The sequence below is a fragment of the Planctomycetota bacterium genome (assembly GCA_033763975.1).
Taxonomy (GTDB): domain Bacteria; phylum Planctomycetota; class Phycisphaerae; order Phycisphaerales; family UBA1924; genus RI-211.
Genome location: JANRJM010000006.1, coordinates 36,944 through 56,508 on the forward strand (window position 1 = coordinate 36,944; position 19,565 = coordinate 56,508).

17 protein-coding genes and 1 tRNA gene are annotated in these 19,565 nt (G+C 73.4%); 6 read left to right on the forward strand and 12 right to left on the reverse strand.

The features are described from left to right. Position 1 precedes the first annotated feature (1 nt). Positions 2 to 1,783, forward strand: a complete 1,782-nt coding sequence (gene ggt / locus SFY69_03545; protein ID MDX2131111.1) for a gamma-glutamyltransferase — start codon at positions 2 to 4, stop codon at positions 1,781 to 1,783. Here the strand turns inward: ggt and SFY69_03550 are convergent. The 6 genes from SFY69_03550 to murA all read right to left on the reverse strand — a co-directional run bounded on the left by SFY69_03550 (position 1,780) and on the right by murA (position 4,902). Beyond that, positions 1,780 to 2,049, reverse strand: a complete 270-nt coding sequence (locus SFY69_03550; GenBank protein MDX2131112.1) for a Trm112 family protein — start codon at positions 2,047 to 2,049, stop codon at positions 1,780 to 1,782. The genes ggt and SFY69_03550 overlap by 4 nt on opposite strands. Continuing rightward, positions 2,036 to 2,311, reverse strand: a complete 276-nt coding sequence (locus SFY69_03555; protein ID MDX2131113.1) for an HPr family phosphocarrier protein — start codon at positions 2,309 to 2,311, stop codon at positions 2,036 to 2,038. The genes SFY69_03550 and SFY69_03555 overlap by 14 nt, the downstream gene beginning before the upstream one ends. A gap of 49 nt (positions 2,312 to 2,360) precedes the next feature. After that, the gene (locus SFY69_03560; protein MDX2131114.1) at positions 2,361 to 2,840 is read right to left on the reverse strand and encodes a PTS sugar transporter subunit IIA; all 480 of its coding nucleotides are present in this window, start codon (positions 2,838 to 2,840) and stop codon (positions 2,361 to 2,363) included. Positions 2,841 to 2,889: 49 nt separating this feature from the next. Next, positions 2,890 to 3,198: a ribosome-associated translation inhibitor RaiA gene (gene raiA / locus SFY69_03565; GenBank protein ID MDX2131115.1), complete on the reverse strand. Its 309-nt coding sequence runs from the start codon at positions 3,196 to 3,198 to the stop codon at positions 2,890 to 2,892. 125 nt (positions 3,199 to 3,323) lie between these two features. Then, positions 3,324 to 3,397 (reverse strand) — tRNA-Ile (locus SFY69_03570). An 89-nt stretch (positions 3,398 to 3,486) separates the two neighbouring features. Further along, positions 3,487 to 4,902 (reverse strand): UDP-N-acetylglucosamine 1-carboxyvinyltransferase, encoded by a 1,416-nt coding sequence (gene murA / locus SFY69_03575; GenBank protein ID MDX2131116.1) that lies wholly within the window; start codon positions 4,900 to 4,902, stop codon positions 3,487 to 3,489. A gap of 310 nt (positions 4,903 to 5,212) precedes the next feature. On the opposite strand from murA, the gene SFY69_03580 reads away from it, so the two are divergent. Further along, entirely contained in the window at positions 5,213 to 6,136 is a 924-nt protein-coding gene (locus SFY69_03580; GenBank protein ID MDX2131117.1) for a fibro-slime domain-containing protein, read from the forward strand. Positions 6,137 to 6,266: 130 nt separating this feature from the next. Here the strand turns inward: SFY69_03580 and SFY69_03585 are convergent, their stop codons facing one another. Together SFY69_03585 and SFY69_03590 are read right to left on the reverse strand one after the other, a co-directional pair. Next, a complete protein-coding gene (locus tag SFY69_03585; protein MDX2131118.1) occupies positions 6,267 to 6,584 on the reverse strand; it encodes a hypothetical protein in 318 nt (105 codons plus the stop codon). 159 nt (positions 6,585 to 6,743) lie between these two features. Beyond that, the gene (locus SFY69_03590; GenBank protein ID MDX2131119.1) at positions 6,744 to 7,115 is read right to left on the reverse strand and encodes a hypothetical protein; all 372 of its coding nucleotides are present in this window, start codon (positions 7,113 to 7,115) and stop codon (positions 6,744 to 6,746) included. 157 nt (positions 7,116 to 7,272) lie between these two features. On the opposite strand from SFY69_03590, the gene queA reads away from it, so the two are divergent. From queA to mraY, 4 genes are all read left to right on the forward strand, one after another. Then, the gene (gene queA / locus SFY69_03595; GenBank protein ID MDX2131120.1) at positions 7,273 to 8,388 is read left to right on the forward strand and encodes a tRNA preQ1(34) S-adenosylmethionine ribosyltransferase-isomerase QueA; all 1,116 of its coding nucleotides are present in this window, start codon (positions 7,273 to 7,275) and stop codon (positions 8,386 to 8,388) included. A gap of 62 nt (positions 8,389 to 8,450) precedes the next feature. Next, positions 8,451 to 10,055, forward strand: coding sequence for a UDP-N-acetylmuramoyl-L-alanyl-D-glutamate--2,6-diaminopimelate ligase (locus SFY69_03600; protein MDX2131121.1), 1,605 nt, complete (start codon positions 8,451 to 8,453; stop codon positions 10,053 to 10,055). Continuing rightward, a complete protein-coding gene (gene murF, locus SFY69_03605; GenBank protein MDX2131122.1) occupies positions 10,052 to 11,491 on the forward strand; it encodes a UDP-N-acetylmuramoyl-tripeptide--D-alanyl-D-alanine ligase in 1,440 nt (479 codons plus the stop codon). The genes SFY69_03600 and murF overlap by 4 nt, the downstream gene beginning before the upstream one ends. Positions 11,492 to 11,522: 31 nt before the next feature. Further along, a complete protein-coding gene (gene mraY, locus SFY69_03610; protein ID MDX2131123.1) occupies positions 11,523 to 12,689 on the forward strand; it encodes a phospho-N-acetylmuramoyl-pentapeptide-transferase in 1,167 nt (388 codons plus the stop codon). On the opposite strand, the gene SFY69_03615 is transcribed toward mraY, so the two are convergent. The 4 genes from SFY69_03615 to SFY69_03630 are packed head-to-tail and all read right to left on the reverse strand — an operon-like array spanning position 12,686 to position 19,552. Further along, the gene (locus SFY69_03615) at positions 12,686 to 13,900 is read right to left on the reverse strand and encodes a hypothetical protein (protein MDX2131124.1); all 1,215 of its coding nucleotides are present in this window, start codon (positions 13,898 to 13,900) and stop codon (positions 12,686 to 12,688) included. The two genes, mraY and SFY69_03615, sit on opposite strands and share 4 nt — an antisense overlap. A 32-nt stretch (positions 13,901 to 13,932) precedes the next feature. Next, on the reverse strand, positions 13,933 to 15,072 hold the full coding sequence (locus tag SFY69_03620; protein MDX2131125.1) for a prenyltransferase/squalene oxidase repeat-containing protein: 1,140 nt from the start codon (positions 15,070 to 15,072) through the stop codon (positions 13,933 to 13,935). Then, the gene (locus SFY69_03625; protein MDX2131126.1) at positions 15,069 to 15,821 is read right to left on the reverse strand and encodes a hypothetical protein; all 753 of its coding nucleotides are present in this window, start codon (positions 15,819 to 15,821) and stop codon (positions 15,069 to 15,071) included. Before SFY69_03625 ends, SFY69_03620 begins: the two co-directional genes overlap by 4 nt. Next, a complete protein-coding gene (locus tag SFY69_03630; GenBank protein ID MDX2131127.1) occupies positions 15,818 to 19,552 on the reverse strand; it encodes a hypothetical protein in 3,735 nt (1,244 codons plus the stop codon). The genes SFY69_03625 and SFY69_03630 overlap by 4 nt, the downstream gene beginning before the upstream one ends. Positions 19,553 to 19,565 lie beyond the last annotated feature (13 nt).

Consider the following 19,565-nt stretch of genomic DNA (forward strand, 5'->3'; position numbering starts at 1 on the left):
CATGACCGCTTTGACCAGAGCATTGTCGAGCCTGGCGGCCGCGTGCGCCCTGGCCGGACTCGGCGGTGCGGGCGCATCCGCCCAGGTCTCGCCCCTCGGTCCGGGAGCCGGCGTGTACGAAAAAGCCTGTGTCGCCGCCGATCACGCCCTGGCCAGCGCCGCCGGGGCCGACATCCTCCGCGCGGGCGGCAACGCCGTCGACGCCGCCGTCGCCACCTCGTTCGCGCTCTCCGTCGTCCGCCCCTATTCCTGCGGCATCGGCGGGGGCGGGTTCATGGTGATCCGCCTCAAAGACCACCCGCGCGTCGGCCCGGTCACCGTCGCCATCGACTACCGCGAGGCCGGCCCGCGCGCGGTCCGCGCCGACTCCTTCGAGAACGACCCCGACCCCGACGCCAGCACCCACGGCGGGAAAGCCGTCTGCGTCCCGGGCACCGTCGCCGGCCTGCTGCACGCCCTGGAGCGCTACGGCACGCTGGACCGCGAGGCCGTCCTCGCGCCGGCCATCCGCCTCGCCGAGGAGGGATTCACCGCCGACGCGCACTACGTCGAGAACGCGCGCGAGGATGCGCTCGTGCTGCCCTGGTTCCGCAAGGACCCGGCCCGGGCCGCCCGGTTTGCGTTCGTCTGGGAGCGCTACCTGCTGAAGGGCGAGGTGCAGGTCGGCGACCGCATCCACGTTCCCGAGCAGGGCGAGGCGCTGCGGCGGATCGCGCGCGACGGACGCGCCGGGTTCTACGAGGGGCCCGTCGCGAGCGCGATGGTCGCGTGCGTGCAGAAGGACAACGGGTTCCTCACGCTCGAAGACCTCGCGTCGTACCGCGTGCGCGAGTTCGAGCCCCTGCGCACCCGCTTCCGCGGGCTCGAGGTGCTCGGCATGCCGCCCCCCAGCAGCGGCGGGATCGTGCTGGCGCAGGTCCTGGGAATGCTCGAACACCGGCGCGCCGACCTCGACGCGCTCGTCGCGGCCGACGGGCACAACAGCGCCGCGTACATCCATCTCATCGCCGAGTCCTCCAAGCACGCCTTCGCCGACCGCGCCCGCTGGGTCGCCGACCCGGACTTCGCCCGCGTCCCGCTCGCCGGGCTGCTCGCGCCGTCGTACCTGCGCGCCCGTGCCGACGCCTTCGACCCCGCGCGCACGCTCCCGCACGAGTCCTACGGCAGCGCGACGCCCCCGCCCGACGACGCCGGCACCAGCCACTTCTGCGTCATCGACGAGCACGGCAACGCCGTCGCGTGCACCGAGACGGTCAACCTCATCTTCGGGTCGATGCTCGTCGCCGAGCCCTTCGGCGTGCTGCTCAACTGCGAGATGGACGACTTCCAGACCCGCACGGGCGCGCTCAACGCCTTCCAGCTCGCGCACGCCGAGGGCAACCGCCCGGCGCCGGGCAAGCGCCCGCTCTCCAGCATGACGCCGACGCTCGCCTTCGACGCCGCCCCGGACGGGTCGCTCGGCGATCTGCGGTTCGCCGGAGGCGGCGCGGGGGGCCCGCGCATCATCTCCGGCACGCTGCAGGCGGCCCTCAACGCCATCGTCTGGGACATGAACGCCCACGACGCGCTCCGCGCCCCGCGATTCCACCATCAATGGACGCCCGACCGGCTCGACCTGGAGCCCGCGCTCCACAGATCACCCGCCGCCGCCGGCCTCGGCGAACTCGGGCATTCGTTGGGCACGCGCAAGGCGATCGGCAACGTGCAGATCGTGAAGCGAAGCCCGCGGGGGTGGGAGGCCGCCAGCGACCCGCGCAAGGGCGGCGCGCCCGACGGGTACTAGCCCGGTGACGAGACGGCGTCGGGACCGGGCGGGCCTGCGGGCGGTGACGCGGACTGGTCGGCGACGCCGCTCAGCACCGGCATCCCGTTCACGACCGGGTACCGCAGCGTGCCGTCGACCGTCACGAGTTCGTGGCGCTCGCCCGAACGTTCTTCGCGCAGCGCCTGCCCGGTGCGGGGGCAGCGCAGGATCGCAACAACGCGCGGATCGAGTCCGGCGCGGCGGTCGAGCCCGGCGGGCGCGACGGGCGGTTCACTCTTCGTCAAACCCGCTCTCCACGAGACGCTTGAGCGCGACGAGGGCGGCGTCGGCGTCCGCGCCCTCGGCGGTGATTCGCAGTTCGCTGCCCTGGCTCGCCGCGAGCATCATCATCTGCATGATCGACTTGCCGTCGACGTCGGTGTCGCCCTTGCACACCCGGATCGCGCACTGGAACGTCGACGCCACGTCCACGAACGTCATCGCGGGGCGCGCGTGCAGCCCCAGCCGATTGACGATCTTCACCGTGATGGACGCCCCGTTCCCCACCCAGATCCCTCCGCCGCTGCCCCCGGCATGCCGAGGCGGCGCCCGCTCGCTACCCGTTGAGGCCCTGCCCGTCCGCCTCCTCCAGCAGCGTCCGCACGTCGGCCGGTGATTGCGCCTGACGCAGGAACCGCCGGAACGTGTCCTTGCTGAGGTTGCGGAAGATCACCTCCATCGCGTGCAGATGGTCCTCGGGGCGGTCCTCGGGGCTCAGCAGCAGGAACACCGAGAACACCGGCTGGCGGTCCAGCGCCACGAAGTCGATCCCGTGCGACGACAGCCCGATCCCCGCGACCATCGACGTGATGTCCCGGTGCTTCACGTGCGGGACGGCGACGCCCTTGCCGAACCCCGTCGAGCCGATCCGCTCGCGCGCCAGGATCCGCTGCGTCAACTCCTGACGAAGTTCCGCGCGGACCGCGCCGCTCGATACCAGCGCCTCCACCAGCTCCGCGACCGCGCCGTCGCGGTCCGACGCCGCCAGCGGCACCACGATGCCCCCCTCCGGCACGATGCGGGTCAGCTTGATCACACGCGGCTCCTGAACTGCCCCCGGCGCCCGGGAGGCGGTCTTCCCGTCCTCACGCCTTCGGGTTCTTCAACTGCTCCTTGAAGTCCCGCAACTGACGCTCCCCCTTCTCGCACACCAGGTCGATCCCCTCGTACGGGTCCCGGCAGTCCGAGTGGCTCACGAAGTCGTCGTGCTTCTCCACGTCCAGGATCAACTCGACGTTGTACTCCGAACCGGCCTTGTGGTTCAGCTTCGCCACCCGGACCCGCACCGCCTGCAGCCCGTCGAAGTACTTGGTGAGCTTCCCCGCCTTCGTCTCCGCGTACGCACGGATCGCGTCCGTCACGTCAAAGTTCTGCCCGATCACGTCGACCCGCATGCCGCCTCCTCGGTCGCGCATCCGGCGCGCACCAACTCCCATGATACGCGCCGGGCATCCGCCGCCCGCGCGGTGCGATGCCCCAAAAAGCACGCCGGGGCGCTCACCCGAGCGCCCCGGCCTAGTGGGCCTGATTGGATTCGAACCAACGACCTCACCCTTATCAGGGGTGCGCTCTAGCCAACTGAGCTACAAGCCCGAACGAGCCCGACGGCCTCCGGTGACGCCGGCGGGGAGGGAGTATACGCCCTTGCCCACCGCGGGAAAACCTCCCGCCCCCCCGGAGCGTCATTCCGACGCCGCGCCCGCCAGTTCCTTCTCGTCCTTCCGCTCGATCGCCGCGCCGAGCGAGCGAAGCCGCTCTTCCATCCGCTCGTACCCGCGGTCCAGGTGGTACACGCGGTTCACCACCGTCGTGCCCTGGGCCGCCAGGCCCGCGAGCACCAGCCCCGCGCTCGCCCGCAGATCGCTCGCCATCACCGGCGCCCCGATGAGCTTGCGCACGCCCGTGATCATCACGCTCGGCCCCTGCCGCACGATCTTGGCGCCCATCCGCAGCAGTTCCGCCACGTGCAGGAAGCGGTCCGGGAAGATCCGCTCCGTGATCACCGAGTTCCCGTCCGCCAGGCACAGCAGCGTCACGAGCTGCGCCTGCAGGTCCGTCGGAAATCCCGGGTGCGGCTGCGTCGTGACTTCCACCGGACGCAGCACGCGGTCGCACGTCACGCGCACCGTCCGACGCATCGGGTCGTCGGTCAGGCCCCGCGGGATCGACGTCCCGCTCGTGATCGTCAGCGAGGGCGAACGCTGGCGCACCGGCGAGGCGCCCACGCCCGACACGGGCGTCACGTGCACGCCCGCGCTCTCGAGGGCATACACCGTCGACAGCAACGCGTCGAGCGGGCAGTTGTCGATCGTGAGGTCGCCGTTGGTGATCGCCGCGGCCATCATGAACGTGCCCGCCTCGATCCGGTCCGGGATGATCGTCCAATCCGCCCCGCCCAGCGATTCCACGCCCTCGATGATGATCCGGGGCGAGCCCGCGCCCTGCACCTTCGCGCCCATCGCCGTCAGCAGCCCGGCCAGGTCGACGATCTCCGGCTCGCACGCGGCGCACTCGATGATCGTCGTCCCGCGCGCCAGGCACGCGGCGCACAGCACGTTGGCGGTGCCCAGCACGGTCGAGCCGAACGGCCCGCCCAGAAAGATCGTCCCGCCCTTCAGCCCGGACGGGGGCGCCTTCACGACGATGTCCCCGGACTGCAGCGAGACCTGCGCGCCCAGGGCGGCCAGCCCGCGCAGGTGGATGTCCACGGGGCGATCGCCGATCGCGCACCCGCCCGGCATCGAGACCCGGGCCACGCCGCGCCGGGCGAGCATCGGCCCCAGCGTGCAGATCGACGCGCGCATGGTGCGCACGATGTCGTAGCGGGCGTGCGACTTTGACGCGTCGTCGACGCGCAGCGAGACCACGCCCGAGCCGATGGTCGCGATGTCCTCGGCCCCGTCCTCGCGGACGCAGCCGAGCTCGCCCAGCAGGCGGAGCATGTTGCGCACGTCGGCGAGCGAGGGCACGTCGCGGAGCGTGACGGGCTGGTCGGTGAGGAGCGTCGCCGCCAGAAGGGGCAGCGAGGAGTTCTTGGACCCATTGACCTGCAGCCGCCCGTACAGACGGCGACCCCCCTCGATCACGAACATATCCATGGTGGCCGTCCTGACGGAAAGACGCCCCGCCGCCGCGATGGGCGGAGGACGGGGTCGGTGCGTGCGTCACGTGCTCCCGCGCGGGAGCGTCCGATCATACATCGGCCGCCGGCGTCGCCGGGCTTGTGCAGGACGGCACGCCCGGCGCAGGCGGCGTGCGCGCCGGTCAGCGGGCGCGGGAGCGGTCTTCATCCCTTGCCGCCGCACGCGGGAAATGCACCTTTGCTGATGGTTCGTCGTCGGGTGCGTTGCCCGCAGCGACCGGCCGACCGGTTTTCCCGGCGGCGGACCGGAATCCACGGAGGACACCATGAACATGAACCGAGGCACCCTGATCGCGGCGTTGGCGCTGGTTGGCGCTGCGGGCGGAGCCGCCAGTCTGGCGCCCGCACACCGTTCGAGCGACCCCTACGCCCACCTGCCCTCGTCCATCTCGCTGACGGGCACGGTGCGCGACTTCAAGGAGCGCACCGCCTCGGGCGGGCATCCGGACTTTGAGCGCCAGCCCACCGGCGGGTTCGGCCAGTACGTGAACATGATCAGCGACGATCTGAGCGCGGACGGCAAGCCCGTGATGCGCTCGACCGGCAACAAGCTGAGCAGCCAGTTCCGCGACAGCCAGGGGCGCAACCGCCTGGGCGGGAAGTCGTACATCGAGAGCCGCTCGGGCGACGTCAACGGCTCGGTCTCCTCGACCGCCGGCGGCGCGCTGACCACCTCGGCCTCTTTCGACCAGTGGTTCCGTGACGTGCCGGGCGTCAACCTGTCGCGCCAGCTGACCCTGAACCTGATGCGCCAGCCCAACTCCAACATCTACACCTTCAACGACCGCACCGACCCCGTCTTCGCCGGTCGCGGCGGGTTCTTCCCGGTCAACGGCGAGCTGTGGGGCAACTCCGGCGGGAGCACCCCGAGCCAGAACTTCCACTTCACGTTCGAGCTGGACACCAGCTTCATCTACGAGGAAGGGCGAGGCCAGGCCTTCACCTTCACCGGCGACGACGACGTCTGGGTGTTCATCGACAACAAGCTGGTCGTGGACATCGGCGGCGTGCACGGCGCCGTCTCCCAGACCGTCGAGCTGGACCGCCTGAACTGGTTGATCGACGGGCGCCAGTACAGCCTGAAGTTCTTCTTCGCCGAGCGCCACCGCACCCAGTCCAACTTCCGCATCGACACCACCATGGTGCTGCGCAACATCGACCCGCCCGCCACCTCGGCGCTGCACGACTGAGTTCCGGCGCCCGGGACACCGGGCGCTCTTCCAACCGGGGCGGGGGTTCTCTCCGTGCGGCCCCCGCCCCCGCGATTTCGAGTTCCACGCCCGGGTTGGGCGCGTCGCCCGCCCGGGCGTTGACGCGCGCTCACCACGCCGTCCGCGGATGCCGCCGGAAGTACAGCACCACGTCCGCGTGATGGTCCCACAGGTGCAGGTACCGCGCCCGGTCCAGGCTCGGACGCGACGGCTCGGGCCAGGCGCTTTCTTCGAACGCCGTCCGCACGTCCCGGATCGCGAGCGCGTCGTCCCGCCGTGCGAACTCCGCGCCCTCCGCCGCGCCCCCGAACGCCGGGAACACCAGCGCCTCGCTCTCGCCCTGTCCCGCTAGCCGTACGCCCTGCGAACGGATCGGCACCGACGTGCTGCAACCGGCCAGCCAGGCGGCCGCGAGCACTCCCAGCATCAGCCGGACACGTGTCACAGCAGGTACAGGTACAACACGCGTGCCGACCCGTCCAGCACCATCTGCGCACCGGGGGTCAAAGCCCGTGGTGTCCGCACGCAACATCTTTCGCGACATCGTGTTGCGGCTTCGCCCCAGCGACGGATTCCCGCGATCCGGCTAGATGATCACGTCGAGTATGCGACCCAGGCCCAGCAGGCGCTCGATCACATATCGGACGTGCTGGCGCACTTCCGCCGGCGCACGCCGCGGTGCCGGGGGTTCGCCCCCCAGGGGCTCGGTGCGTGCGGCAGGTCGCCACGAGCTGGCCGGGGCCGCGGACGTCGCGGGCTCGTAGGAATCGGGTGATCGCCGCGGCGCGGGGAGTTCGGCCAGGAACCGGTGGAAGGGGGGCGTGCGGAGATCGTGGCGCCGGCACGGGTCGTGCGGCAGGTCGGCAGGGCACGGGCAGGCCGGCTCGACCTCGCGCAACGGCGCGCACGCCACGGGCCTGGCGAAGAAGAGCGCGGCGTGTCCGTCGTCGATGCGCACGGAGGAAACCGCGTCAACCCGCGGGCCGCACCCCGCCCTTCCGATAAGATCGCCCGCGTGGACGATCCACGCGGCGTCGGGTGCGTGCCCTCCCCGCCGCGTAGAGCGTGTGTTGCGGGCGAGCAACAGCGGTCGTCCACGCGGTGCCACGCCGACGATGCTGCCCACCCGGGACCTCGAGTACGACCTTCCGTCGCGGTGCATCGCGACGACGCCCGCCGAGCCGCGCGACGCGGCCCGGCTGTTGGTCGTCCGCAGGACCGGGAACGCCCCCGCCATCGACCTGCACGTCCGCGACCTGCCGGGGCTGCTGCGCGCGGGCGACCTGCTGGTGCTGAACACGACGCGCGTGCTGCCGGCCCGCCTGGAAGGGACGCGCGTCGACAGCGGGGGGCACGTGGAGGGCCTGTTCCTCGCGCAGGCCGGTGCCGACTGGATCGTCATGCTGCGGGCGCGCCGCCCGCACGCGGGCGTCGTGGTGCGGCTGCACGCGCCGGACGGAACCGACGGCGGGGTGGATCTGGAACTGGTCGAGCGCGTCGAGCACGAGCCGGGCGCGTGGCGGGTGCGCGTCATCGACCGGGCCGCCAGTGGCACTGCGGACCCAGGCGCCCGCACGCCGGACGTTCTGGCGCGGGTCGGGCGGACGCCCCTGCCGCCGTACATCCTGCGTGCCCGTGCGCAGGCCGGCCAGACGGTGGATGACGCGTACGACCGCGCGCGGTACCAGACCCTCTTCGCGGGCGACGCGGGTGCATCGGTGGCGGCCCCCACCGCCGGACTGCACCTGACGCCCGGCGTGCTCGACGCGCTCCGCGCGGGCGGCGTGGGCGTCGCCGAGGTCGTGCTGCACGTGGGCACGGGCACGTTCCGGTCGGTGGAGACGGAGTTCGTCGAGCAGCACCCGATGCACGCGGAAGCGTGCTTTCTGAGCGAGGCGACGGCGGCGGCCATCGAGCGGACGCGGGTCTCGGGCGGGCGGGTGGTGTGCGTGGGAACCACCGCCGCACGCACGGTCGAGGCGTACGCCCGGGGCGACGCGGCGCCGGGGCGGTGGCACGAATCGCGGTTGCTGATCACCCCCGGGTATGCGTGGCGCTGGACGGACGGGCTGCTGACGAACTTCCACCTGCCCCGGTCGACGCTGCTGGCGATGGTCGCGTCGCTTGTGGAGGGCGGCGTGGGGCGGCTGCTGGCGCACTACGGGCGCGCGATCGAGGAGGGGTACCGGTTCTACTCGTACGGGGACGCGATGCTGGTGCTGCCGGAGTAGGGCGCGCGGATTCGACCTCGGTCGCCGGTTTCGCCGATACGCTTGGCCGTCACGGAGGACGGATGCTGCTGTCGGAACTTGTCTCGGGCTTGTCGGTGCGCCGCGATCCCGACCGGGACGCGCGGGTGTGCGACCTGAGCGAGGACAGCCGCACGGTCGTGCCGGGCACGCTGTTCATCGCGCGTCGGGGGCTGAAGGCCGACGGCAACGCGTTCATCGAGCAGGCGCTGCGGGCGGGGGCGTCGGCGGTGCTGACGGACAACGCGTCGCTGCGTCTGGCGGGCGACGGAGCCGTCCCGCTGGTGTACGCCCCGGACGTGCCGGCGGTGCTGAGCGTGATCGCGGAGCGGTTCTACGGCGGGGCGTCGTCGCGTCTCTCGCTGGTGGGCGTGACGGGCACGAACGGCAAGACGACGACGACGTACCTCGTGTGGCGCCTGCTGAACGGGGCCGGCGTGCGCTGCGGGCTGGTCGGGACAGTGCTCGTCGACGACGGGCGCGAGGTGGCGGCGTCGGGCATGACCACGCCCCCCGCGACCGAAACCAGCCGCTGCCTGGCGAGCATGGTCGACGCCGGGTGCGCCGCGGCGTGCATGGAGGTTTCGAGCCACGCGCTGCACCAGCGCCGGGCCGACGCGCTGCGCTTCCGCGTCGGGGTGTTCACGAACCTGTCGGGCGACCACCTGGACTACCACGGCACGATGGACGCCTACGCCGACGCGAAGGCGCGGCTGTTCGAGCGGCTCGAGCCCGACGCGCTCGCGGTGGTGAACGTCCAGGACCCCCGGGCCGCACGCATGACCCGCGACTGCCGCGCCCGCGTGCTGCGCTGCGCCGTGGCGACGCCCGGGGCGCTCACGGACGCCGAGCGCGGCGCGGACTGCGTCGCGACGATCCTCGACGAGAGCCTCGACGCGATGCGCCTGCGCCTGCGCGGGGCGTGGGGCGAGATCGACGCGCGCGTCCCGCTCGTCGGGCGGTACAACGCGATGAACACGCTGCAGGCCTGCGCGTGCGCGCACGCCCTGGGGCTGGGCGCCGACGCGCTCGCGGCGGGGCTCCCGGGCCTCGCGGCCCCGCCCGGACGCCTGGAACGCGTGCACGCGCCCACCGACGACGTCCGCGTGTACGTCGACTACGCGCACAGCGACGACTCGCTCCGCAACGTGCTGCTCACCGTGGGCGCGGTGATGCCCGGGCGACATCACGCCGGGGACATCCGGTCCGCCGCGGGCGCGCCGAAGCAGACGGAAACCCCGTCGCGCCTGTGGGCCGTCTTCGGGTGCGGGGGCGATCGCGACCGCACGAAGCGCCCGCGGATGGGGCGGGCCGCGGCGGACCTGGCCGACCGCGTGGTCGTGACGAGCGACAACCCGCGGACCGAACGCCCCGGCGACATCATCGACGAGATCCTCGCGGGGATCCCCGCGTCCGCTCGCCCCGCGATCGAGGTGCAGGCCGATCGCGCCCGGGCGATCCACCACGCGGTGCGACAGGCTTCCCCTGGCGACGTCGTGGTGATCGCCGGCAAGGGGCACGAGACCGAGCAGATCCTGCCCGACGGGAAGGGCGGCACGGTCCGCACGCACTTCGACGACCGCGAGGTGGCGCGCGAGGCGCTCGAGCTCCGGCGCGCCCGCGTCGCCCCTTCGGAGCCGGCCCCATGACGTTCTGGACGCCCGACGCGATCAAGGGAGTGCTCGGGGGCACCTGGCTGGCGCGCGCGGACGCCCCGGCGGACGCGGGCGTGGGCATCGACACGCGCACGCTGCAGCCCGGGCAGCTCTTCGTCGCGCTGCGGGGCGAGCGCACCGACGGGCACGCGTACCTGCGCGACGCCGTCCGCGCCGGGGCCGCCATGCTCGTCATCGACGACCCCCGCGCCGTGCCCGCCGAAGGGTGGGAGCGCCCCGTGGCGGTGCTGCACGTGCCCGACGCGGGGGCGGCCCTGCTGCGCCTGGGGGCGGCGTACCGCAAGACGCTGGACCCCACGCGCGTCATCGCCGTCGGGGGCTCGAACGGCAAGACGACGACGGTGCGCCTGATCCACGCGGCGCTGGCGCCGTCGATGCGCGGGACGCACGCGCCGCGGAGCTTCAACAACGCCGTCGGTCTCCCGCTCACGCTGCTGGGCGCGCGCCGGGGCGACCAGTACCTCGTGTGCGAGATCGGGACGAACGCGCCCGGCGAGATCGCACCCCTGGCGAGCGTGGCCGAGCCCGACATCGCGGTCATCACGAGCATCGGGCGCGAGCACCTGGAAGGGCTGGGTTCGCTGCGGGGCGTGGCGCAGGAAGAGGCGAGCCTGCTGCTCGGGCTGCGGGCCGGGGGCGTGGCGATCCTGAACGCCGATGCGCCCCACCTGGTGGAGGCGGCCCGGCCGATCGCGCTCTCGCAGCGCGCGCAGGTGCTGACGTTCGGGCGTTCGCCCGAGGCGGACCTGCGCGTGACGGACGTGCGCGACACGCCCGAGGGCCTGCGCGTGCGCGTGAACGAGCGCGAGGCGCTGGCGGCCCCGCTGCACGGGAAGCACAACGCCCTGAACATGGTCGCCGCCTTCGCGGTCGCCCGTCGCCTGGGGCTGGACACGCAGGCCATCGCCGGCGGGCTGGCCCGCGCGACGCCCCCGCCCATGCGCCTGCAGCGCGTGCGCGTCGGCGAGATCGAGTTCCTGAACGACGCGTACAACGCGAACCCCGAGTCGCTGCTGGCGGCGGTCGAGACCTTCGGCGAGCTGTACCGCGACGCCGCCCGCCGGGTGTTGATCCTCGGCGACATGCTCGAGCAGGGCGTGCACGCCCCGGCCCTGCACGAGGAGTGCGCCGCGGCGGTGGGCGCGTGCGCGTGGGCGGACCTGGTCGTGCTCGTCGGACCTCATTGGACGCACAGCGCGTCGATCGTGCGGGCGGCCCTGGGCGACGACCGCGTGCGGACGCTCGCCGACGTCGCGGGGCCGAACGCGTCGCGCGTGGCCCAGGCGCTGCGCCCGGGCGACGCGGTGCTGCTCAAGGGATCGCGCGGGGTGGCGCTGGAGCGCGTGCTGGACGCGTGCCGTCTGGAGGGCGAGGCGCTCACCGAGTTCAAGCCCGGGGCGACGGCATGACCCGCCACGTACGCGACGGGACGCTCCCCGCATGATCTACCTCCTGCTGGTGGAGTGGCTGGGCGATGCGTTGCGCGACGCGGGGCTGTACGGCTTCGTCCGCGTGCTCGAGCAGCTCCAGTTCCGCGCGTTGCTGGCCTCGGGCCTGTCGTTCGCGCTCGTCCTCATCTTCGGCAAGCGCACGATCCGAATGCTCGTGCGCCTCAAGATCGGCGACAGCGGCGCCACCGACGCCGACGCCCTGCGCGCGCACACGTCGTCCAAGGCCAACACCCCCACCATGGGCGGCGTGCTCATCGTCGGCTCGATCCTCACGAGCACCGTGCTGCTCGCCGACATCTCGCAGTTCTACGTCCTGCTCGGCGTGATCGTCGTGGTGTGGCTCGCGGTGCTCGGCGGGTTCGACGACTACCTGAAGCTCACCGCGCGCCAGCGGGGCTCGGGCTCGCGCCAGGGGTTGTACGCCTGGGAGAAACTCATCTTCCAGATCGGCGTGGGGCTGCTCGTGGGGTACTTCGTCTTCCGCCAGGGCTCGGGCGAGGGCGACGTGCGCCACGCGCTCAACCTGCCCTTCCAGAAGACCTACGACGGGCCCGGGCAACTGAGTTCCACGCTGCTGTTCCTCGGCGCGCCCGCGTTCATCATCATCGGGACGCTCATGGTGTCGGGCATGAGCAACGCCGTGAACATCACCGACGGCATGGACGGGCTCGCCGGCGGGATCAGCGGGATCGTCTGCATCGGCGTCTTCGTGCTCGCGATGATCGCCGGCGACCAGGCCATGGCCCAGTACCTGCTCGTCCCGTACGTCCCCGGCGCGGGCGAACTCGCGGTGCTCGCCGGCGCCACCGCCGGGGCGTGCTTCGGCTTCCTCTGGTGGAACTGCTCGCCCGCGCAGGTCTTCATGGGCGACACCGGCGCCCTCGCCCTGGGCGGGATCATCGGCTACCTCGCGATCGTCACGCGCCAGGAGTTCGTCGTGCTCCTGATGAGCGGCGTGTTCCTCCTCGAGATCGGCTCGGTCGCGCTCCAGGTCGGGTACTTCAAGGCGACCGGCGGCAAACGCATCTTCCGCGTCGCGCCCTTCCACCATCACCTGCACCTGGGCGGGTGGCCCGAGCAGCAGGTCGTCGCGCGACTCTGGATCGTCTCGGTCCTGCTCGTCGTCGTCGGGCTCGCCTCGCTCAAGGTGCGCTAGCGCCCGCCCCCCAGCAGCACCAGCGGGCGTCGGAGGATCACGCGGTCCTGCACCGCGCCCCGGTTGCCGGGCGCCACCGTCACACGCAGGCGCGACCCGGCGGGCACCGCCCCGCCGAACTCCACGCGCAGGTCGGCCTTTGGCCGCTCCGCGTGCAGACGCGTGCGCGAGACCTCGCGCCCGCCCACGTCCATGATCAGTTCGCAATCGCCCCACACCCGCGACGACGCCGGCAGTTCGGCCTCGCACGCGAGCATCGTCGCGCCCGCCGGCAGTTCGAACGTGACCTGCATCGGGCCGGGCAGTTCGACGTCGGCGGCGAACAGCGGCGCCCGCGCGGTATCACCGATGACCGGGGGCGGGGTCCAGCGCCGAGCGCCCACGCCCTGCGCCGTCCACGCCAGCCCGCTCAGGCCTCGGACCGCGCCGGGGTCAAAGAGCGCCGCACGCACGTCGGGCACGGACACCCGGACGTCGCCGCTGGTGAGCGTCGCCTCGAAGTCCAGCATGCCGTCGGCGATCGAGACGGAGCCCGCCGACACGACCGACCCGTTGTGCAGCCAGAGGGCGACGCCCGCGGGCGAAGCCTCCGGGTTGGCGAAGGCGATCATCGCCACGCGTTCGAGCGGGACGTCCACGGCGCCGGCGTCGCGCTCCACGCGCACCACCGACCCGACGGCCGCGACGAACCCCTCGACGGAGTCGCCGTTGCGCAGGCGCACGACATCGGCCGTGCCCGCGCGCACCGGCGCACCCCCGGGCAGTTCGCCCAGTTCGAGCACCGCGACGTCCTCGAGCGTGACGCGCACCGAGCCCAGCAGCGTCGATTCCCACCGGAGCGATTCGCCCTCGGGCGCGCCGCCGGCCGAGATGGTGCCGGGCAGGGTCTGCCCGTCGGCCAGGCGCATGCGGGGCTCGAAGGACGCGGAGACCGCGCCGGTCGGCCCCGCCGCCCGCTCGGGCAGCAGCGCCAGCACGTCCGCGCGCGGGATGGTGCGCACGCGGCCCGCGTCGTCGCGCAGGGTGAGGGCGTCGGGGGTCAGCGAGACGACCCGCCCGCGCGTTTCGCGCAGCGCCCGATCGAGCACGAGCCGGGGGACGTCGGCACCGCCCTGGGGCTGCGCATCGGCCAACCTCCCGACCGCGGCCATCGCGCCGACCGCGGCCATCGCCAGGCCAAGCACGAATCCGCCCGTCGTTGCTGCACGCATCGCTTCGCGTCCTCCGCCGGACCGGGGTCGTGTCACTTCTGGAAGATCGGCAGGTACCGCTTGGGCATTTGCAGGATGATGAGCGCCATCGCCGTCCCGTAATCTTCGCCCGCGCTGGTATCGGCCCACAGCCCGTCGGGGCGCTGCGCCCGGATGAGTTCGCGACGGATCGCCGGCCACCACGCCGCCCACCGTGCGCCCCCAGCGAGAAAGGTCGCCTGCACCGCGTAGTAGTGCCCGTAGAAGTAGTGAATCGCCTGCTGATCCGGGCGTCCGGGCATCGCCGTGGTGAACAGGTAGTTCATCCCCGAGTCGATCGCGCGGTCCTCGTAGATGCCCGCGTACTGGAGGGAGGCGATCCCCGCGGCCGACCGGGGCCAGGCGCTCGGGCCGGCCATCATCTGGTACCGGAACCCGCCGTCGGGGTTCTGGCAGGCGCGGACGTACTCGACCGCGCGGTCGACGGTTTCCTTGGGAACGTCGAGCCCGGCGTTGCGCGCCGAGCGGAGCGCCATGATCTGGCAGATCGTGACGCTGACGTCGGCGTCGAACGGGACGGGGTTGTAGCGCCAGCCGCCCTCTTCGTTCTGCGTGCTCTGGATGAGGCGCACGGCGCGCACGAGGGCCGCGTGCACGCGGTCGGACTCGGCGGTCTCGCCCCCGCCGGCGGTCATGCCGTAGACCTCGCCCAGGAACAACGCCGCGAACCCGTGCCCGTACATGGGGCTGGTCGCGGTGGGCGTGGCGAGCAGCCCGTTCTCGCTGGAGTTGCGCAGGACGTACTCGAGCCCGCGCGCCACCTGCTCGCCGTACGCCCCGCGCCCGGGCAGGTTGCCGTCGGCCATGAAGGCCAGGCACGCGAGCGACGTGACGGCGACCGTCCGCCCGTACTGCGCCGGGCCGAACGAGCCGTCCGCGTTCTGCGTGCGCGCCAACGCCGCCAGCCCCCGCGCCACGGCGGCGTCCAGCTCGGGCGTGATCTCGTTCTCGAGCGGGTTGTTCTCCGCCGAGCGGCCTGGCTCGGGCTGCGACATCTCCGCCGGGGCCATCGCCGCCCCCGGGATCAGCTCCGCCGACTCGACCGTGTCGGCCCCGGCGAACGCCGGCACCGGCGCGGGCGTCGACGCCCACGCGTGCAGGCACGCCGCCGCGATCACGACGCCCCCGCTCATCGGCGCCTCCCGGCCTCTTCGGCCAGACGCTTGTAGTACTCCTCGGTCATGCGCTGGTACAGCGCGCTGAACTTGTCCGACTGCCCCTGCGTCAGCGCCTGACGCACGTGCTCGGGCAGGTTGCCCCACGACGCGCCCCCCGACGCCCGCGGCGGGTTTCCCGCGCCGTCCTGGCGGGGCACGCTCGGCTCGCCCCCCTCCGCGCTCGGCGACGACGCGTCCGCCTGCGTGCTCTGACGCTGCGGCTGGTCGCCCTCGCCCGGCTGGGGCTGCTGCTGGCGACTTTTCGACTTGCTCTTGCTGCGGCTCGCCTGGCGCTGCGCCTCGTCGATCAGCTTGTCCAACCGCTTGATCGCCTCGTCCTGCACGCGCTGCGTCTGCGGGCCCTTGTCGCGCGCCGTCTCCAGCCGGCGCGCCGCGTCCGACATCAACTGCACCGCCTGGTTGAAGTCGTCGGCCACATCGCCCGCTGTCAGTTGCCGGTCGAGTTCGGTGCGCGTCGCGTCCTCCGCCTTCGGCGCGTCGGGCGCGGGCTCGCGCGCCGGGGGCAGGCCCAGCAGTTCATCCAGCGTCGGCAAGGGCGGCACGCCCGGCGACGCCGGCGGCGTTCCGGGCTTCTCGGCGGGCTGCTCGCCGGCGTTCTCAGCGGGCTTCTCGATCGGCGGCTGGGTGGACTGTGCCCACGCCGCGCTACACGCCACGCTACACGCGACGCCCCACGCCACCAGCAGCAATGTTCGCACGTTCACGGCGTGTCCTCCTCGGGCGCGGGGGCCGGCGCGGGAGGCTTCGCCCCGCCGGGCGCGTCGGGCTCCTGGGGGACCGCGTCCGGCGCCGGCACGATCGACGGCCCCTCCGCGTTCTTCTCCAACGCCTCCAGCATCACCAGCGCGCGGCGCGCCAGCTCCGCCTGCAGCGATACCAGCGACTCGACCTCCTCGGGCGAGGCGTCCGGCGCGTCGTCGAGCGCTCTCGTCAGTTCCGCGGCCTCGCCCTGCATGGCACGCAGCAGCTTGAGCTCGGCCAGCGGCGGGATCAGGGGCTGCTCGCCGCCCTGACCGCCCGCGCCGTCGCCGCCCCCGCCGCCCTCTTCGTTGCGGAACTCGTCGTCCTTCTGGTCGTTCGTCAGGGCCCGCACCAGCCCCTGCAGCACGCGCAGGGCGCCCTGCTGATCGCGGACGGTAGCGGCGGCGACCGCGCCCGCGCGCAGGCGCTCGGCCGCTCTGGCCATCGCCCCGTCGAGGCGCTGGTGCGCGAACTCGAAGACCTTGGCCTCGGCGAGCTCCTCGGTGCTCGAACGCAACTGCGCCAGCCGCTCGCGCAGCTCGGCCTGCTCGTTCCCCACGCCCCGCACCTCGCTGCGATCGCGCCGCGACAGCTCGCGCCCCGCGAAGGGCTCGCTGCGCGTGAGCAACGCCGCCTGCGTCTCGGCCGCCTCGGCGTACGCCTGGCGCAGCTCCGCCCGGCGCCGGTCGGCGCTGCGTTCGTCGGCTTCTTCCTGCATCTGCTCCGCGCGGGCGAGGGCCTCGCGCAGGCGGCTGAGGCTGAGCCGCTCCGCGCCGTCGGCCTCGGCGAGGTCGGGCAGGCGCAGGGCCGCCACCGCCGCCCCCTGCGCGTCCGCCGCGGCCCCGAGCAGGTCGATGAGTTCGGTCGCGCCCCGGGCCGCCTCGCGGGCGCTCGCCTGCACCGCGAGCGTGTTCTGGTTGAGGGTCGCCATGGCGGCGTCCAGCGCCGGCTCGGCGGGCGCCCCGCCCGCGATGACCGCGCCCAGGCGGGCGATCTCCCGCTCCTGCGCCTCGATGAGCCGCGTGATGGACTCGGTGAGCTCGGCCAGCGCCCGGCGCAACTGCTCGTCGCGCCGCGCCTCGCCCCGGTCGAGTTCGTCCAGAACGCGCTGGATGGCGCGCTCGGCCTGCGCCTGCAGCTCGTCGGCCGCCCCGCTCTGGTTCTGCTCGATCTCGTCCGCCGCCCGGCGCTGCGAGTCCGCGAGCTGCTCCTGCTGCGCCCGCTGTGCGGCGGCCTGCATCGCCTGCGCCTGCGCCGCGTCCCCCGCCTCCATCGCCTGCGCGCGCTGCAAGAGCGCCTCGACGATCGCGTCGGCCCGCTGCCCGGCCTCGCGCTGGCGACGCGCCAGGCGCTCCAGGTCCTCGCGCTCCGCGCGCGACAGTTCCTCCGCCGCCCGCCCGCGCACGGCGTCGCCCGCCGCACGCGTCTGCGAGCGGATCTGCTGCTGCTCGGTCAGCAGACGCTCCAACTGCCGACGCACCGCCCATGAATCCTGCCCCCGGTCCAGCAGGTTCGCCAGCGCCGCCAGTTCCTCCTCCACGCCCCGCTGCGCCGCCTCGCCCCGCGCCGCGGCGTCGGCCCGCTCGCGCTCCGCCCGCCCCGGGCGGCTCAGTTCGTCCAGCGCCGCCGTGGCCCGGTCGGACTTCTCGCCCGCGCTGTCCACAAACGCCTGCGCATCGCGCAGCATGCCGCTGAGCGACTCGTCTTCCAGCCGGTTGCGTTCGACCCGGGCCGTCAGCCGGCGCAGCACGTCGCCGATGGGCGTCAGGCGTTCGCCCAGCGCTCCCTGCGCGCCCACCTGGTCGGCGGCGGTCTCGGGGTCGGTCTTCGCCCCGTCGAGGCGTCCGCGCAGACGCTCCTGGTCGCCCGCGAGGCGCTTGGCCGACTCGCGCACGCCCGAGAGTTCCGCGCGGATCTGCTCGATGAACTCGCTCTCGCCGATGACGCGCAGCCGCCGTCGTGCGGAGCGGCTTGGCTCGCGCGCGCCCGACGCGCCCAGCGCGTCCTGCGCCTCGGTCTCGATCCACACCTCGTCGCCCGGCGCGAGGCCCAGGGGCGAGAGGTCGAGCGTGGAGTTCGCCCGCTCGCGCGTCGTCGCCGGGCCCTGCGCGGGGCGAACCGACGCCAGCTCGATCGGCTCTCCCTGCGCCTCGGGCGGGGCGCCCTCCGAGCCCGCGGGCGGGCGGGCCGTCTGGTACAGCAGGCGCACCCACGCGAGGGCCACGTCGTCGCGCCCTTCGCCCGCCGCGGGCACGGCCGCGTCGGGCAGCACGGGCTCGTCGGACACGGGCTCGACGACGGCGGCCATCGCGGGGCGATCTTCGAGCACGTCCACGCGGAACACCGCTTCGTCCGTGGCGCCGATGCCGTACGAATCCACCAGCGTCACGGGCACACGCATGCTCTCCTTCGCGTCGAACGAGAGCGTCCACGTGGCGCCGTCGAAGGTTCCCTGCAGGTCGGACGTGTGCTCGAGCCCCGGGACGGCGCGCGACGCCCACGCGCGCAGGTCTTCGCCCCCCGGGCCGGGGACGGGCTTGTTCAGATTCAGCACGATCGTGACCCGCGAGCCGGCGAGCACCGGACCCAACACCGCGCGATCGTCGCGCCCCGTGCCCAGGTCGTGCGTGCCCCCGGCGTGCGGCGCGTCCGCCAGCACGTCGCCCACGTACGCCGGCGGGGTGATGTCCGCGCGCGCACCCGTGATCGCGGGCGGGGTGACGAGCGTGACGCGCCCGACGGCCGAGCGGTCGTCGGCCGTTTCGAAGGCGAACTCGAGCTCGGCGGGCGTCGCCGCGTCGCTCGCGCCCATGCCGCCGGTATCCAGGAGGCGCTCGAACAACTCGCCCTCGACCAGGGGCGCGCCGGCGCCGGGGTCGAACGACGCGCGCCGTTCCTGCGACGTCAGCAGCGCGCGGCGCCACGGCCCTTCGTTCCCGTCGGCCACCACGCGATACTCGACGCCGACATCGGTCGCGCCGACGCGTGCGGGCGTGCGGGTGAGCAGGGCCCGCAGCGGGATGGGCGTGCCGAGCGGGTGGGCCGCGATCGGCGTCGCGTTGACGACCATCGTGCGCTTGGGCCAGGCGGCGCCCGACCACGGGGTGGCGACGCGCGCCCAGCCGATGCGCGCGAACTCGGGCGCGAGGAGGCTGGTCGCGACAATCGGCACGCCCACGATCGCGAGGGAAGCCATCGCGCGACGCAGTTGGCGCGGGTTGAGGAACGCGCCCGCGCGGGGAAGCCGCCCCAGCCCCTCGACCGCGCGCGCGAGCGCCTCGGTCGCGAGCGCGTCGGTGAGCCCGCCCCCGCGCGGCCTTCGTCCGAGCTCCAGCCCCGAGGCGAGCACACCAGCCAAGCCCGCCCGGCGCCCGGCGTCGCTGCGCTCCACGCGCAAAGCCATCTCCGTGAGCGAGGGGTTGAACAGCAGCGCCGGCACCACTCGGCGCCACGCCCACCACGCGGCGACACCCAGGCCGGCGGCCCAGACGAGCAGACGCAGCGCCATCGGCAGACGGAACGCGTAGTCGATCAGGCCGACCACCAGTGCGGCGCCGAAGAGGGCCGCCACGATCTGCCCCGCCCGCTGCAGCACCAGTTGGGCCCGCGCGGCCCGTCGCAACCCTGAGAGGAGCGACGTCAGGCGCGTCACCGCCCCGGCCGACCGATGCTCGTGGGAGTCCGCGGCGTCCATGCGCTTCATCCCT